Origin of the sequence: Humidesulfovibrio sp. (genome assembly GCF_030689645.1) — a bacterium.
GTDB lineage: Bacteria > Desulfobacterota > Desulfovibrionia > Desulfovibrionales > Desulfovibrionaceae > Humidesulfovibrio.
Window position 1 is genome coordinate 35,749 of sequence record NZ_JAUYFU010000020.1, and the last position, 15,456, is coordinate 51,204.

The following is a 15,456-nucleotide window of genomic DNA, read 5'->3' on the forward strand; positions in this document are numbered from 1 at the left end:
TCCAAAAAGTCAGGGGCTTGCGAACAGGCTCGCAATGGAGTTCAGCCGAGACAGGGCGGGCGAGGCGGACAGGGCCAAAGCCGCAGCCGCAGCGGTTTCGCCGATGACGATGGAGGCTCCGAGGAAGTCGCCGTTGACGCCGTTCACGGCGCGCGCCAGCCGATACAGCGGGATGAGCCCCAGAAGCGCCAGAAGCGTCGCTGAACCGGCGGCCACGGGCAGCAGGGCCAAGGTCGGCGCGAGGGCCAGACAAAGCGCCCAGGCTACGGCGGGAGCGGTGGCCCCGGCCAGAAACAATCCGCCCAGGCCAGGCCGGATGAGCCTTCGGGTGATCCGGCCAAAAACCACGGCGCAGGCGCGGCCAAACACGAACATCCAGGGCAGCGCCCAGACCGTCCAGGCCGGATGCGCGCGCAGGGCCTCGGCCAGCAGCACGGTCTGCCCCAGAAGCGCCAGCACAAGGGCCGCCACGCCGAAGGTGCCTGAGCGGCTGTCCTTGATGATGACCCAGAAACGCTCCGGGTTTAAATGCTGGCCCGCGCCGTCCATTACGTCGGCCAGGCCGTCCAGGTGCAGCCCGCGCGTGAGCCAGGCCGAGAGCATGACGCACAGCCAGGCCTGAGCCAGAGGTTGGCCAGCAAAAAGACCGGCCAGCACCGGGCCGCAGGCGGCCAGCCCGATGACCAGGCCGCACAGGGGCAGGTGGAACATGCTGCGGCGCATGTCGGCCTCGTCAATGACGCGGGCTGGGGCCAGGCGCGAAAGAAAACCCAGGGTGGCGAGGAAGCGGAGAAACGCGCAGGGCGGCATGCGTGGTCAGTTCCAGAGCAGGCGCACGGCGTCGCCCCGGCGCAGGCCGAGGGCCTCTGCCGCAGAGGCCTGGTTGGCCGCAAGTTCAAGGAAGCCCTGGCTGCCCGCCAATAGGCCTATCTCGCCGGGGCCAAGGTCCGCATAGGTATGCACGGGCAGCACGCCCCGGCGCTGGCCCCAGGGCATGCGCAGCCAGGCGGGCGGCTTGGGCGGGGCGAAGTTGGCGCGCAGGGAGAGCAGGCAGTTGCCGTAGCGGTCCACGTGCAGCACGCGGACGTCCACGCCGCAGGGGCCGCAGGACGGATCGGCCCAGGCCGGGCGTTCAATGTCCGTGCGGTCCATGGGCAGGCCCAGGCCCGACATGGACTCGCCATGGGCCAGCCGGGCGGCCAGCGGCGCGAACACGTCGCGGCCATGAAAGGTGGCCGAGGCCTCATACTGCTGGGCGGCGAGAGAAAGATCATAAACCTGGGCCGCAGCCAGGCCGGGAGTGAAGAGCAAAAGGCCCAGCAGGCCGTTGTCCGGGGCCAGGAAATCCTGCCCGCCCGCCTCGGTCTCGATGTGTGCGCCGATGATGCGCCGGGTGGAGCCCACGCCGGGGTCCACCACGCACACGAACACCGCGTTGGACGGAAAGTGCAGTGCGCTGGCCGCCAGGAAAAAGGCCGCCTGATCCACGGCAAAGGGCTCCACCTGGTGGGTGATGTCGAGAATCTGCGCGCCGGGTGCGTTGCGGGCCAGGGCTGCGCGCAATTGGCCTGCGTAAGGGTCCGCAAGGCCGAAGTCGGAAAGCAGGGCGAAGGGCCGCATCAGTATTCCTTCCGGCCGGAAAATCCCTGGCCCAGCACGTTGAACCCGGAACCCATGATGAGGAACGCGGCCGGGTCGATCTCGTAGACCAGCTCCTCCAGGCGCTTGACCTCAAGATTGTTCAGCATGACGAGCACCACCTGCTTCTCCTCCCCGCTCCAGCCTCCGCGCGCCATGAGCATGGTGGCTCCGCGGCCCAGGCGGTGCAGCACCGACTGCACCACGGCGGCGGGCGAGTTGGAGATGACGAGGGCCATGCGCCGCTCGCTGAACATGGACAGGCAGGCGTCGGTCACCCAGCCCACAAGGAAGTTCATGGCCACTGAGTACAGCACGGCCTCAAGCTTCATGGTGGCGAAGCCGATGGCGAACACGCCAAGGTTGAACAGGAACTCGAAACGGCCGATGGGCATGCCCATACGCTCGCGGACGGCAACGGCCAGGATGTCCGCGCCGCCGGTGGAGCCCATGGACCGCAGCGCGATGCCGATGCCCGCGCCCAGCGTAACGCCGCAGGCGATCACCGCCAGCCAGGGGTCGGTGACGGGCAGCACGTAGTGCATGCGCTCGACGAGCACGCTGGTGGCGGCCATGCCGTACAGGCTGTAGAGCACGAAGCGGCGGCTGACCATGTACCAGCCCAGAACCATGATGGGCAGATTGAGCAGGAAGTACCACACGCCGGCGTCCAGAGCCGGTATGAAGTGAAACCCGATCAGCGCCAGGCCGGAGACGCCGCTGCTGAGCAGGCCGTGGGGCACGGCCACGCATTTGATGGCAAAGGCCACAAGAAAAGATCCCACAGTGAGCAGGAACAGGTTCCAGGGAACCGTGAAGGCGTAGCGGCGCAGGCTGCGGCGCAGGGAATCGGGGTTTGCGGTCGTCATGGGGTTGTACCTGCGGGGATCTTACAGGATTCCCTTGGACAGGGAAAGGGCCGGGCACACTCCTCCCCCGGCGCGCGTCCCGATGCCGCGCACCCCTTCAGGAGCCCCTTTCAGCCGTGGTTCCGCCCCACGCATTCGCTATAGGCTGTGCAACATGCGCGAAACGCTCAGGCACTCTGCATGATAGGCGCAGTCGCCCTGATCGCAGTAGCCCTCGCCAGCCCTGCCGAAGCAGTCGAAGTGCCCCCCGGAGCGCTGCTCAAGGCGCACGCTCTCCACGCGGGCCAGCATGGCTTCGCGGCTGGTCATACGCTTGGCGGGCGTTTTGGCGGAGGTCTTCAGCGCCGGGGCTTTCGCCGGGGTTTTCGTGGCCGGGACAGCGGCCTGGATCTTTTTGGACGGGGCAACCGCCTTGGGGGCGCTGGAGGCCTTTTGCGTCTTGCTTGACGAGGTTGCCGCAGTCTTCTTCATGCTTGCGCTCATGCTGCTTCCACTCCTTTTATTCTGGCGACTATTGGTATTCAGCATTAGAATACTTGATCCTGCGAAGGATGCAAGACCATTTGAAAGAGAATTCGTGTTTGAAACGTGGCGCCGGGGGGCGGCGCTCGCGGCGCCGCCTTGCCAAAGCCGCTTGTTTTCTCTATTTCAGGAACACGAAAACGCAAATGGAGTCACCGCATGAATGTGCTTGTCATCGGTTCTGGCGGCAGGGAACATGCCCTGTGCTGGAAGCTATCCAAGAATCCCGGAGTGGACAAGGTCCTGGCCGCGCCCGGCAATGGGGGCACCAACGAGGTGGCCCAAAATGTGGACGTGAAGGACGACGACATCGAGGGCTTGCTGGCCCTCGCCAAGGCCGAGAACGTGGGCCTTGTGGTTGTTGGGCCGGAGGCTCCGCTGGTTGCGGGCATCGCCGATGCCTGCGCGCGGGAGAACATCCCCTGCTTCGGGCCGGACGCCTTCGCCGCCCAGCTTGAGGGCAGCAAGGCCTTTGCCAAGAACGTCATGCGCGATGCGGGCGTGCCCACAGCGCCCTTCGGAGTGTTTGACGACGCCGAGGAGGCCAGGGTTTATGTGAAGAGTCACGGCGCGCCGCTGGTGGTCAAGGCCGATGGCCTGGCCGCAGGCAAGGGCGTTGTCGTCGCCAAGACCGTGGAGGAAGCCCTTGAGGCCATCGACGACATGATGGTGAAGAAGAGCTTCGGGGCGGCTGGCGCGCGCATCGTCATCGAGGACGCCCTGATGGGCGAGGAGGCCTCGTTCCTGGCCTTTTGCGACGGCGTGAACTTCGCGCTCCTGCCCTCGGCCCAGGACCACAAGGCCGCGTTCGACGGCGACACCGGCCCCAATACGGGCGGCATGGGCGCGTACAGTCCGGCCCCGGTGCTGCCGGAGTCCAAATACGCCGAAACCGCAGAGCTGTGCATCCGCCCCATTTTAAAGCGCCTGGCCGAACTGGGCCATCCCTTCAAGGGTGTGCTGTACGCCGGGCTCATGTTCACCAAGAGCGGCCCCATGGTGCTTGAGTACAACGTGCGCTTCGGCGATCCCGAATGTCAGCCCCTGCTCATGCGCCTGGACGCGGACCTTGTTCAGATCATGCTGGCCTGCGCGGCCGGGCGGCTTACGCCGGACATGGTGCGCGTGCGGCCCGAGACGGCGCTCTGCGTCGTGGTGGCGGCGCCAGGCTATCCCGGCTCCTATCCCAAGGGTATGGAGATTTCCGGCCTGGCCGAGGCCGATGCGCTCTCCGGCGTGAAGGTTTTCCAGGCAGGCACCAAGGCCGTGGACGGCAAGGCCGTCACCAGCGGTGGCCGGGTGCTGGGCGTCACGGCCCTGGGGTCCACGCTGGCGGAGGCCAAGGCCAAGGCCTATGAGGCCGTTGCCAAGGTTGGCTTCGACGGGTGTTTTTTTCGCCGCGACATCGGCGACAAGGGCATTGCCCGAAACTATAATCCTAAGGAGAAGACAATGACCAAAGTTGCCGTTTTCATGGGAAGCGCATCCGACGAAGACCTGATGAAGCCCTGCGCCGAGACCCTGGCCAAGCTCGACATTCCCTATCTGTTTACCGTGACGAGCGCCCACCGCACCCCGGAGCGCACCGAGCGGCTGGTGACCGAGCTTGAGGCTGCGGGCTGCCAGGTGTTCATCTGCGCCGCGGGCATGGCCGCGCACCTGGCCGGAGCCGTGGCCGCGCGCACCACCAAGCCCGTGCTTGGCGTGCCCCTGGCCGCCTCGCCCCTGGGCGGCATGGACGCCCTGCTCGCCACGGTGCAGATGCCTCCGGGCTTCCCCGTGGGCACCCTGGCCCTGGACAAGGCCGGAGCCAAGAACGCCGCCTGGCTGGCCGCGCAGATCCTCGCCCTTTCCGACCCGGCCCTGGCCCTGCGCCTGAAGAAAGAGCGCGCCGAGTTCCTGCCTGCGGTGGAAAAAGCCGCCGCCGCAGTGGAGCAGGCCGACGCCGAGCGCCGCGCCCACAAAAAGGACAAGAAAGACAAAAAGGACAAATAGTGGCCAGCGTGCCCGCCCCCCGGCTCGCGGATGATAAAGGCCGCCAAGTCAGCTATCTGCGCCTCTCGGTGACGGATCGCTGCAACCTGCGCTGCCTTTACTGCGATGGACAGATGCGCCAGCGCCTGACGCACCACGACGTGCTGCGCTACGAGGAGCTGCTGGAGCTTATGGGCATGGCCCAGGCCCTGGGCATCGGCAAGGTGCGGCTCACCGGGGGCGAGCCCTTTGCCCGCAGGGACTTCATGGAATTCCTGGAGAGCGCCCGCGCGCGTTTTCCGGACATGAGCCTGCGGCTCACCACCAACGGCACCCTGGTGGCGCCCTATGCCGCGCGGCTGGCAGCAGCCGGGGTGGACCGCGTGAACATCTCCCTCGACACCCTGATGCCGGAGACCTTTGCCCGCATCACCGGTCAGGACCTCTACGCCGAGGTTCGGCGCGCCATCGACGCCTGCATCGGGGCGGGCATCAGGGTCAAGATCAACGCCGTGGCCATGCGCGGCGTCAACGACCTGGAGCTGCCAGGGTTTCTGGCCTTGGCGCGCGAACTGCCTGTGGACATCCGCTTCATCGAGTTCATGCCCATGGGTGGGGCCGAATGGCGTGCCGAGCAGGTCTGGCGCGCCTCGGACATTCTGGAGAAGGCCCAGGTGCTGGCGCGGCTCACCCCGCTTCCCCGCGACGCGGAGGACGCAGGCCCGGCTCAGATGTTCGCCATTGAGGGAGGCCGGGGGCGGCTCGGGCTCATCACCCCGCTTTCCAACCATTTTTGCGGCTCCTGCAATCGCCTGCGCATCACCAGCGGCGGCGTGCTGCGCACCTGCCTGTTCAGCGACCGCGTGTACAGGCTGCGGGAGGCGCTGCGCCACCCGAAACTCGGCCTGCCCGCTGTGGAGCGCATTGTGCGCCTCGCTTTGCGCAATAAACCCCTGGGCGCGGAGCTGCTGGCCGCGCGCCGGTCCGGCCAGGGCGTTTCTGAAGCGGCCATGTCGTCCATTGGCGGATAGCGAGGGCAGCCGCCCCATTCATGCGGGCCCGCCCGCCGATGACGCTTTCCTAATTGTGTAGTGAACGGTCCCGGTTCCGCAATGAATAGACCTACTCGCTCGTTCAGCCTCGCCGCTCGGCTCAGATCCATGCTGTGGGCCATGCTGCTTTTGCCCATCTTGGCCGGGGTGGGCTTTTTCCTCGCGCACTCCAGCCGCACCCTGCAGGACAAGGCCGTCGGGGAGCTCAAGGCCGCTGTCCGCTTGCAGCAGCAATTCATAGAGCAGTGGGTTAGCGAGCGCTCCGGGGACATCGACTTCCTGGCCGCAGACCCGCGCATCCTGGCGTTGCCCCCGCAGGCCCTGAACGACCTGTTTCTGGGCATCCTTGGCGGAATTCCCGGCTTCATTGACATCATATATGTGGACGAGACCGGATTCACCAAGGTGGACCCCAAGAGTCCGGCGGGGGTGGACCTGTCCGACCGAGACTACTTTCTTATGGCCAAGGCCGGTAAAAGCAACGTTTCCGATGTGCTGGACAGCCGACTGTCTGGCGAGAAAGTCTTCGTGGTCAGCTCGCCGGTGCACGACGCCCGTGGTGTTTTCAAGGGCCTGGTGCTCGGGGCCGTGAGTCTTGAGGCTTTGTCTACCCTCATGCAGACCGTGCAGGACGAGTCCGCCAGCCGGACCTACCTGCTGCGGGCCAACGGGGAGCTCATCGCCCCAAGCGGACCCGATGGCGGCTGGGCGGGGCTCAAGCCCGGCGACACGCTCTTCGAGCGGGCGCTGGCCAATGAGGAGTCGCGGGGCATTTACAGAAGCGCCGAGCAAAAGCGCGTGGTGGGCACCTACCAATGGGTGCTGGGCGGCAAGTGGCTTCTCGCTGCGGAACGTCCTGAGTCCGACATCCTGAGCACTCACGCCTGGGTGCTTGGCGTTCCGCTGCTCGGGGCGACGCTGGTGTTTTTGATTTTTGGGCCTGCGGCGCTGCGGCTGGCGCGTTCGCTGGACGCTCCCCTCAGGCGCCTTGAAGAGCACGCCCGGCAGATCGAGGCCGGAAATTTCGATGTGGACTGCACCCCCCTGTCCAGCAGGGGCGTGCCGGAAGAGGTGCTGCGCCTGAACCAGGCCTACTGCCTCATGGTGGACCGCGTGCGCATAGCGCTGGATGCTCTGCGCCAAGCCTCCTACACCGACTTTCTGACCGGAGCGGCCAACCGCAAGCAGTTGTTCCTCGAAGGTCCGCGCCTGTTGGACGCTTCGCTCCGGTCCGGGCAGCCTGTCAGCCTGCTCATGCTCGATCTGGATTTTTTCAAGCGCGTCAACGACACCTTCGGCCATGCCGCAGGCGATGCCGTGCTGGCGGGATTCTCATCCCTGCTGCGCAATGCCATCCGCAAAAGCGACCTGTTCGCGCGCTATGGGGGCGAGGAATTCGCCGTGCTGGCGCCTAACGCCGGAGCTGTTTCGGCTCGCGAACTGGCGGAGCGCATCCGCCAGGCCGTGGAGCGGCTGGAGGTCCCTGCGGGCGGAGTATCCGTTCGATTCACCGTGAGCATCGGCGTCGCAACCCTGGAAGGCCCTGTATGGCCAAGGGAGGAAGGGAGCGGGGCAGAGCCCCTGGAGGCTTTGCTGGCCCGGGCCGATGAAGCCCTGTATCTGGCCAAGGCTGCGGGTCGCAACAGGGTGGAGCTGCTGGCCCTGGAGCACAATACAGCCCAAGCTTAGACCCCCGCCGTTCCTCGTCATCCGGGCCGACCGCAGCCTCCAGTAGCCTTCCCTCGGCGTCTAGTTGACAGGGGCTCCGCGTTTTTGCGCGCGCCCCGCCGCAGACTTGCGCAGGCGCACCACCTGAGTGCTGAAGCTGTTTTTTCCCGGCTGGCACACCGGGCACCCCTCAGACACGATCATGCACTTCTCGTCCAGGGTGCCAGCGTCAATGCCCGCCCAAGCCAGGATTCGGGTGGTGTCGCCCGGACTCCAGAGCACAGGCTGCCCGCACTTCGAACACTCCACATACAAGAGCTCCGGGTCGAACTTCTCGGTGTACATACCGGCATCTCCTTGCTGCTGTTCTCTGCCGCCCGCGCCGCAAGCGCTTGGACCGGGGCTGGCAGGGGCCTGTGTCCTTGTTTTAAGATAACCCTCCCAGCATAAAGCGCAAGGGCTGTGTAGCGTGTGCCCCCCGGCCCGCTCTTCTTTGCTCTAAATACGCGAAGAGGTGTTTCTACGTATATTTTTGTGTATATTTGGGCCGCTTCCTACTTTACTTCCCGGCTTTACTACCGTATTTTTGTTAAGCAGTGCTGTTTTGCTGTCGCCAGATGGCTGCACCACATGCCAAGATGATCGATAACCCCCTTTGAGGAGAATACGATGGACGATTTTCTGAAGGAAGCACTGGACATCGTTAAGGCCCAAGCGACTGTGCGGACTATGACGGAGGAAGAGATTCTCTCCATGGTGCGCAGTTTGTGCAATGGCATCCGTTCCATCAGCGAAACGACGGTAGAGGATGATGATGTCGCGGCTGTTCCCACCGAGGATCCTAAAAAGGCTGTCCGCGAAAAAAGCATTCTTTGCCTGGAGTCTGGAAAAGCATTCAAAGTGCTGACCAAGCGTCACCTTGCTAAATTCGGTCTGACTCCGGACGAATACCGCGCGAAATGGGGCTACCCCAAGAAGATGCCCCTGGTGTGCAAGGAATTGCAGCGCCAGCGCCGCAAAAAGATGAAGGAAATGAGACTTTGGGAGAAACGCGTCAAGAAATAGCGTTTTCCGTTCTTCAATTGAAAAGGGGGCCAGATTGGCCCCCCTTTTTTTGTCTGGCGCTTGCGCGGCTAGCGGGCGTGGCGCTTCTGCAGCCAGGCGCGCACCATGATGGCCGCCAGGTTCATGCCAAGCACCAGGCCGATGAGCACAAGGGCCGTGCCGTACTGGATGGGCCGGGTCTTCTCGATCTCGGTTCCTGCCGTCGCCAGCACGTAAATGTGGTATGGCAGAGCCATGACGTCTGAAAAGATGCTGTCCGGCATCTTGGGCGTGTAGAATACCGCCGCCGTGAACATGATGGCTGCGGTTTCGCCTGCCGCGCGGCCCACTCCAAGGATGCTGCCCGTCAATATGCCCGGCAGGGCGCTGGGCAGCACCACCCGCCAGATGGTCTGCCACTTGGTGCCGCCAAGGGCGAGGGAGGCCTCGCGATAGGTGTTGGGCACGCTGCGCAGGGCCTCCTCCGCTGTGCCAATGACAACCGGCAGGCACAGCGCTCCCAAGGTCAGCCAGCCTGCGGCGAGCGAAACGCCAAGCTTCATGACCGTGACGAAAAGCCCCAGACCGAACAGCCCGAACACGACAGAGGGCACTCCTGCAAGGTTGTTCACCCCCAGCCGGATGATGCGCATCATGGTGCCGGGCCGCGCATACTCGTGCAGATAGATGGCGCTTGATACGCCAAGGGGCAGAGCCACTGCCATGGCTCCAAGAGCCAGCAGCAGCGTGCCGACGATGCAAGGCCACACGCCGCCCTCGGTCATGTTGTTTCTCGGAACCTCCGTCAGGAAGTCCCAGCTGATGGCCGATATGCCGTTCTTCACCAGAAAGCCCACAATAATCACCAACGCGGCGGCCACAATGAGGATGGCTGCGCGCAGCAGCAGGAACACAAGCCATTGCGTTCCTTTGCGCCGGATGTCGCGCCCTTTGGAGACGTTCAGGGACACCGAACCAGGCGAAGGGGCGGAAAGTGCGGAGGCGGCCGGTTGGCTCATGCGTTCTTCCTCATGGTTGCAGGCTTCTCGTTACAGCGAGGCGGAGCCAGTCTGGCGGTGCTTATGGGAAATGTAGTCGGCCAGGACGTTGAAGAACAGCGTCACCAGGAACAGCACCATGGCGATGGCGAAAAGCGAGTGGTAGTGGTGGCTTCGGAACGGGGCTTCGGCCATTTCCGCCGCGATGCTGGCGGGCATGGGCCGCACGGGACCGAAGAGCGAATCTGGCAGGACCGCAGCGCCGCCCGCCACCATGAGCACCACCATGGTTTCGCCGATGGCCCTGCTCATGCCCAGGATGACGGCCGTGCCGATGCCGGAAAGGGCCGCCGGAAGGGTGACGCGCAGGAGCGTTTCCAGATGCGTGGCGCCAAGGGCCAGGCTGGCCTCCTTCAGCTCGCGCGGAACCGCGTAGATTGCGTCCTCGGAAACGCTGGCGATGGTGGGCACGCTCATGAAGGCCAGCATCAACGAGGCGTTGAACAGGTTCAGGCCGATGGGGATGTCGAGGAGCTCTTGAAGGAATGGGGCCATGACCACCATGCCGAAGAAGCCGATGACCACCGAGGGCAGGCTCGCCAGCATCTCTATGATGGGCTTGGCCAGGGCGCGCACGCGCGGGCTGGCTATCTCGGCCAGATACACCGCGCTCATGACGCCCAGCGGAATGGCCAAAAGCGAGGACAGGGCCGTCACAGCAGCGCTGGCCGTAATAAGCGGCAGGATTCCATAGTCGGGCCGGGCCTCGTCTGTGGGGTACCAGTCCAGGCCGAACAAAAAGCCCTTCGCGCTTACAAAGGTGAAGGTGGGCAGCCCCTCCATGAACAGGAAGACCATAATCAGCGCCAGCACCGCCAGGGAGGTGATGGCCGCGGCCAGAAAGGCCCGCTTGATGAGCAACTCTTTGGTTTGTCTGTGCATGGTGTCCTTCATGCCTTCTTTGCCCTGACCCGTCCCCCCCCCCGCGCCGAGGGGGCGGGGGGGACGGGGCGCAAAGGAAGGTCTTCTTGGCGCCACGGGGAGGGGGAACTTGGGGCGGCGCCGTGCTTTGATCTCTAATTCGTACGTCTACTTCTTGGCCTTCTGGGCGCCCTTGGCGTCCTTGAGGCCCTTTACCGGCACGTAATCGACGGAGGCAACGATCTTTTGGCCGGCGTCGGAGAGGATGAAGTTCACGAACTTGGCCACATCGCCGGTGGGCTCGCCGTTGGTGTAAAGGTAGAGCCCGCGGGAGATGGGGTAGGTACCGTTCAGGGTGTTTTCCACGCTGCCGACGACGCCTTCAACGGTGAGGGCCCTGAGGCCAGGAGCGTGGGCGTAAGCCAAGCCCACATAGCCGATGGAGCTCTTCTGCTTACTGACAACCTGGGCCACTGCGCCGTTTGAGGCCTGCATCTGGGCGCGGGCGTAAACGCGCTCCTTCTTCAACACATGCTCGCCCCAGTACTCGAAGGTGCCGGAGGAGGAATCGCGGGAGACCACGGAGACGGGACCAGCGCCGCCAAGCTCTTTCCAGTCGGTGATCTTGCCGGTGTAGATGTCCTTCAGCTGGGCCAGGGTGATGTTCTTGACGGGATTGGAGCTGTTGACCACGGGGGTGAGGCAGTCATAAGCGATGAGGATAAGCTTGGGATTGACGCCTTTTTCCTTGGCCTGCTTGAGCTCTGACGCCTTCATCTCGCGGCTCAGCATGGCCAGGGGGGCGCTGCCGTCGATGAGGGCCTTTGCGCCGTCGCCGGAGCCGGAGGCGGAAATGGAGATGCTGATGCCCTTGTTCTGAGCCATGAAGGCTTCAACAGCCTTCTGCATGATGGGCTGGACGGTTGTGGAGCCCTTGACGGCGATGTCGCCCGCGAACGATGTTGCGGCGAGGCCCAAAACCAACATGGCGGCCAGGGCGAGGCTTAAGCGTTTCATGCGTTCCTCCGAATAGGGTTGATGTTCATGTCCGGTACGGGCATCATATAGACGCGCCATGTGACGGTTGTGTGACAGCGGGGAGAAAGGTGGGTGACGCGCCGGACAGCGGAAACCCGCAACGGTTTTGGAGCGAGCATAGCACATCTGCGGCGCAGGTCCAGAGCCGGAACCATTCAGGAGGAAGCTTCATGCAGGTCGATTACGCCATCATCGGAGCCGGGCCCACGGGCCTGGGCGCGGCGCGCAGGCTGACCGAGCTGGGCTGCCGCTCCTTCGTGGTCCTGGAAAAAAACGCCTACGCCGGGGGCCTGGCCGCCAGCTTCAAGGACCCCCAGGGCTACACCTGGGACATCGGCGGGCATGTGGCCTTCTCGCATTACGAGTATTTCGACCGCCTGCTGGACGACCTGCTGGGCGACGGGCAGCTGCACCACCAGCGCAAGGCCTGGGTGCGCGCCTGCCAGTCCTGGGTGCCTTATCCGTTTCAGAACAACATCCGCCACCTGCCCAAGGACGCCCGCTGGGAGTGCGTCAAAGGCCTGCTTCCCGGCAACCGCCCGGATGGGCCGCCCGAAAATTTTCGCCAGTGGATCCACGGCGTGTTCGGCGAGGGCATCGGCAACGTGTTCCTCTGGCCCTACAACTTCAAGGTCTGGGCCATCGACCCCGCGCACATGAGCACCTCCTGGGTGGGCGAGCGGGTGAGCATCGTGGGCCTTGAGACTGTGCTAAAAAACATCATTCTTGAGTTGGACGAGCACGGCTGGGGGCCCAACCGCACCTTCGCCTTCCCGGCCTCCGGCGGCACGGGCGAGATCTTCCGGCGCATGGCGCTGCCCCTGGCCGAGCACATCCGCTACGGCTGCGGCGCAGCCAGGGTCGACTCCAAAGCCAAGACCCTCATCACGGATTCCGGCGAGGAGATCACCTACGGCGCGCTGCTCAACACCGCCCCCCTGGATCTGCTGATTACGAATCAGCTGTCCTCGCCGCCGGACGCCATGGTGGCGGCGGCCAAGCTGCTCAAGCATAACGGGGTGTATGTGACGGGCGTGGGGGCGCGCGGCCGCACGAGCTTCCAGGGGGCCGAGGACGATCGCTGCTGGATGTACTTCCCGGATGACGACTGTCCTTTCTACCGCGTGACGAATTTTCACAATTACGCGCCCGCCAACGTGCCCGGCTCCGACCCAGGCCGCGCGGCGCTCATGTGCGAGACCAGCTACTCCGAGCACAAGCCCGAGGATCTCTCGCGGATCATGGACCGCAGCATCAAGGGACTGGACACGGTGGGGCTTCTGGCGAAGAATGCGGAGATAGAGAGCCGCTTCGAGCTGGACGTGGAGTACGGCTACCCCGTGCCCTGCCTGGAGCGCGACCTGGCCCTGCGCACTCTGCAGCCCTGGCTTGAAGCCCAGGGCATATACTCGCGCGGGCGCTTTGGCGGCTGGAAGTACGAGGTGGCCAATATGGACCACAGCGTCATGCAGGGCGTGGAATGGGCCGAACGCATGATGCAAAACACACCGGAGAAGACCTACTCGTGGAACTGACCGATCCTGCGGTTTTCGCCGCCCGGCGCGAGCGCCTGCGCGCCCGCATGGCCGAGGAGAATCTCCCGGCACTGCTCGTCAACCACGCGGCCAACCGCTACTACTTGTCCGGCTTCGAACTCCACGACTCCCAGTGCAACGAGTCCGTGGGCTGGCTTGTGATCCTGGCCGACAAGCGGGCGGGCGCACGCGACCTGCTCCTGACTGATGCGCGCTTCACTGACGCGGCCAAACGCCTGTGGCCCGAGGAAGACCTCGTCATCTACGGCCCAGGAAAGCACGCGGCCCTGGCCGAGCGCCTGCACGCCTTGGGCGTGCGCACCCTGGGCTTCGACCCCAAGGCCGTCAATGTTTTTGATTACGAGGCCCTGCGCGAGCACTTCGAGCTGGCGCCCAGCTCCGGTCTTGTGGAGACCCTGCGCCGCGTGAAGGAGCCAGCCGAGATCGAGCTTTTGCGCGCCGCTTGCGGCCTGAACCATAGGGTCATGCGCGCCCTGCCTGATGTGCTGGTTCCCGGCATGAGCGAGTCCGAGGCCTCCTGGGCCATCGAGCGCCTGTTCCGCGAGGCCGGGGCCGAGGGGCTCTCGTTTCCGTCCATTGTGGGCGTGAACCAGAACGCCGCCCTGCCTCACGCCATCCCCGGCGACACCAAGATCCCGCGCGAGGGGCTGGTGCTGGTGGACGCGGGCTGCCGCCTGGCCGCCTACTGCTCAGACCAGACGCGCACCTTCTGGGTGGGCCGGGAGCCCACGGAGCGCTTCCAGGAAACCAAGCGCCTAGTGCTGGACGCGCAAAAGGCCGCCATGCAGGTCATCCGCCCAGGCGCAAAAATTGTAGACTCCTACCACGCGGCCCGGCGAGTGTTCGAGGACGCGGGCGTGGCAGCGCAGTTCACGCACTCCCTGGGCCATGGCATCGGCCTGGAAACCCACGAAGGGCCCAGCCTCAGCCCCCGCGCTGAAGGCGTCTTCGTCCCGGGCATGGTCGTCACCGTGGAGCCCGGCCTGTACGACGCAGCCTGGGGCGGCATCCGCTGGGAATATATGGTCGTGGTCACCGATACCGGCTGCGCCGCACTCTAACGCAAAGGAATTTATGACCTCGCATCGATTCGGGCACGTGGCCCTCATGGGCCCGCCCAACGCCGGCAAAAGCACGCTGATGAACCGCATTCTGGGGCAGAAGCTGGCCATTGTGTCGCCCAAGCCGCAAACCACCAGAAACGCCATCAGCGGCATCCATTCCACGGACGAAGCCCAGATCGTGTTTTTGGACACGCCGGGCGTGCATCGCATGGCCGGGCGCATGAACCGCCTGCTGCTTGAGGCCGCCTGGGGCGCGCTGCACCAGTCGGATGCCGTGGTGATCATTCTGGATGTGCAGCTTTACGCCAAGAAGCCGCAGCTCTTCGACCGTGAGATCCGCCCCCTCACCGATCCCGTGAGCCGCGTGGGCAAGCCCCTGTTCATCGCCGCCAACAAGGTCGACATGATCCGGCCCAAGGAAAAGATGCTGCCGCTTTTGCTGCGCATCGGCCAAGCCTTCCCCCAGGCCGAGGTGTTCCCCATCTCCGCGTCGACGGGCGAGGGCGTGGACGCCCTGCTGGCCGCCCTCACCAAGCTTTTGCCCGAGGGCGAGTCCCGCTACCCGGAAGACCAGCTCTCCACCGCATCCCTGCGCTTCATGACCTCGGAAATCATCCGCGAGAAGCTGTTCTTGGAGCTGGAGGACGAGCTGCCCTATAACACGCTGGTGGAGATTGAGCAGTGGGAGGAGCCCGAAGAGGGCGTTATGCGCATCAACGCCTGCATCCACGTGGCCAGAACCACCCATAAGGGCATGGTCATCGGCAAGGGCGGGCAACTGCTGAAAAAGGTGGGTACCGCCGCGCGCGTGGAGCTGGAAGTGCTGCTGGAACGGCCCGTGCACCTGGAGCTCTGGGTCAAGGTGCGCGAGGACTGGACCGAAGACTCCGCCTTCCTGCGCGAGATGGGCCTGGGCGAATAGAGGGAAAAGAGAAAAGAATCTTCCGGGGGGAGGATTGATTACCCCCGAGCCTCCTCAGGATAATTGAAGCGGCCAGGGACGAGCTTTGCTCGTCCCTGGCCGCTTCAATTACAGCTGCGGTGCCGGAAGCGTTCACCCATCACCCGACATTCGGCCCAACCAAAGCGAAGGGCTCCTTCCGGCGTCTTTG

Annotated in this window: 15 protein-coding genes and 1 pseudogene; 8 read left to right on the forward strand and 8 right to left on the reverse strand. The window is 64.6% G+C overall.

The features are described 5' to 3' along the window. Nucleotides 1–9: 9 nt before the first annotated feature. The 4 genes from Q8O35_RS02650 to Q8O35_RS02665 all read right to left on the reverse strand — a co-directional run bounded on the left by Q8O35_RS02650 (nucleotide 10) and on the right by Q8O35_RS02665 (nucleotide 2,990). Nucleotides 10–810 carry an adenosylcobinamide-GDP ribazoletransferase gene (locus Q8O35_RS02650; protein WP_305570303.1) on the reverse strand — a complete coding sequence of 267 codons (801 nt, stop codon included), beginning with the start codon at nucleotides 808–810 and terminating at the stop codon, nucleotides 10–12. A gap of 6 nt (nucleotides 811–816) precedes the next feature. Further along, the gene (locus Q8O35_RS02655; RefSeq protein WP_305570305.1) at nucleotides 817–1,620 is read right to left on the reverse strand and encodes an S-adenosyl-l-methionine hydroxide adenosyltransferase family protein; all 804 of its coding nucleotides are present in this window, start codon (nucleotides 1,618–1,620) and stop codon (nucleotides 817–819) included. Further along, nucleotides 1,620–2,507, reverse strand: coding sequence for a YitT family protein (locus Q8O35_RS02660; protein WP_305570307.1), 888 nt, complete (start codon nucleotides 2,505–2,507; stop codon nucleotides 1,620–1,622). The genes Q8O35_RS02655 and Q8O35_RS02660 overlap by 1 nt, the downstream gene beginning before the upstream one ends. Before the next feature lie 138 nt (nucleotides 2,508–2,645). Then, the gene (locus tag Q8O35_RS02665) at nucleotides 2,646–2,990 is read right to left on the reverse strand and encodes a hypothetical protein (protein WP_305570310.1); all 345 of its coding nucleotides are present in this window, start codon (nucleotides 2,988–2,990) and stop codon (nucleotides 2,646–2,648) included. A gap of 198 nt (nucleotides 2,991–3,188) precedes the next feature. On the opposite strand from Q8O35_RS02665, the pseudogene purD reads away from it, so the two are divergent. The 4 genes and pseudogenes from purD to Q8O35_RS02685 all read left to right on the forward strand — a co-directional run. Beyond that, nucleotides 3,189–4,457: pseudogene (purD, locus tag Q8O35_RS02670) on the forward strand (phosphoribosylamine--glycine ligase); the annotation flags it as partial. Between the two features lie 24 nt (nucleotides 4,458–4,481). Beyond that, a complete protein-coding gene (gene purE / locus Q8O35_RS02675; protein WP_305570510.1) occupies nucleotides 4,482–5,024 on the forward strand; it encodes a 5-(carboxyamino)imidazole ribonucleotide mutase in 543 nt (180 codons plus the stop codon). Then, complete coding sequence (moaA, locus tag Q8O35_RS02680; protein WP_305570312.1) at nucleotides 5,024–6,034, forward strand: GTP 3',8-cyclase MoaA; 1,011 nt, start codon at nucleotides 5,024–5,026, stop codon at nucleotides 6,032–6,034. Before purE ends, moaA begins: the two co-directional genes overlap by 1 nt. An 81-nt stretch (nucleotides 6,035–6,115) precedes the next feature. Next, on the forward strand, nucleotides 6,116–7,744 hold the full coding sequence (locus tag Q8O35_RS02685) for a GGDEF domain-containing protein (protein WP_305570314.1): 1,629 nt from the start codon (nucleotides 6,116–6,118) through the stop codon (nucleotides 7,742–7,744). Between the two features lie 60 nt (nucleotides 7,745–7,804). Here the strand turns inward: Q8O35_RS02685 and Q8O35_RS02690 are convergent, their stop codons facing one another. Then, the gene (locus tag Q8O35_RS02690) at nucleotides 7,805–8,068 is read right to left on the reverse strand and encodes a hypothetical protein (protein WP_305570316.1); all 264 of its coding nucleotides are present in this window, start codon (nucleotides 8,066–8,068) and stop codon (nucleotides 7,805–7,807) included. A gap of 324 nt (nucleotides 8,069–8,392) precedes the next feature. Here Q8O35_RS02690 and Q8O35_RS02695 point away from each other — a divergent pair, with 324 nt between their 5' ends. Then, complete coding sequence (locus Q8O35_RS02695) at nucleotides 8,393–8,788, forward strand: MucR family transcriptional regulator (RefSeq protein WP_305570318.1); 396 nt, start codon at nucleotides 8,393–8,395, stop codon at nucleotides 8,786–8,788. A 68-nt stretch (nucleotides 8,789–8,856) separates the two neighbouring features. Here Q8O35_RS02695 and pstA read toward each other — a convergent pair whose 3' ends face one another. The 3 genes from pstA to Q8O35_RS02710 form a co-directional block, all read right to left on the reverse strand. Then, on the reverse strand, nucleotides 8,857–9,786 hold the full coding sequence (gene pstA / locus Q8O35_RS02700; protein ID WP_305570320.1) for a phosphate ABC transporter permease PstA: 930 nt from the start codon (nucleotides 9,784–9,786) through the stop codon (nucleotides 8,857–8,859). 30 nt (nucleotides 9,787–9,816) lie between these two features. Next, nucleotides 9,817–10,707 carry a phosphate ABC transporter permease subunit PstC gene (gene pstC / locus Q8O35_RS02705; RefSeq protein ID WP_305570322.1) on the reverse strand — a complete coding sequence of 297 codons (891 nt, stop codon included), beginning with the start codon at nucleotides 10,705–10,707 and terminating at the stop codon, nucleotides 9,817–9,819. A 147-nt stretch (nucleotides 10,708–10,854) separates the two neighbouring features. Continuing rightward, on the reverse strand, nucleotides 10,855–11,703 hold the full coding sequence (locus tag Q8O35_RS02710) for a PstS family phosphate ABC transporter substrate-binding protein (RefSeq protein WP_305570324.1): 849 nt from the start codon (nucleotides 11,701–11,703) through the stop codon (nucleotides 10,855–10,857). Between the two features lie 191 nt (nucleotides 11,704–11,894). On the opposite strand from Q8O35_RS02710, the gene Q8O35_RS02715 reads away from it, so the two are divergent. The 3 genes from Q8O35_RS02715 to era are packed head-to-tail and all read left to right on the forward strand — an operon-like array spanning nucleotide 11,895 to nucleotide 15,266. After that, entirely contained in the window at nucleotides 11,895–13,259 is a 1,365-nt protein-coding gene (locus tag Q8O35_RS02715) for an NAD(P)/FAD-dependent oxidoreductase (RefSeq protein WP_305570326.1), read from the forward strand. Further along, on the forward strand, nucleotides 13,250–14,341 hold the full coding sequence (locus Q8O35_RS02720) for a Xaa-Pro peptidase family protein (RefSeq protein WP_305570328.1): 1,092 nt from the start codon (nucleotides 13,250–13,252) through the stop codon (nucleotides 14,339–14,341). The genes Q8O35_RS02715 and Q8O35_RS02720 overlap by 10 nt, the downstream gene beginning before the upstream one ends. Nucleotides 14,342–14,354: 13 nt before the next feature. Continuing rightward, nucleotides 14,355–15,266, forward strand: a complete 912-nt coding sequence (gene era, locus Q8O35_RS02725) for a GTPase Era (protein ID WP_305570330.1) — start codon at nucleotides 14,355–14,357, stop codon at nucleotides 15,264–15,266. Nucleotides 15,267–15,456: the final 190 nt, after the last annotated feature.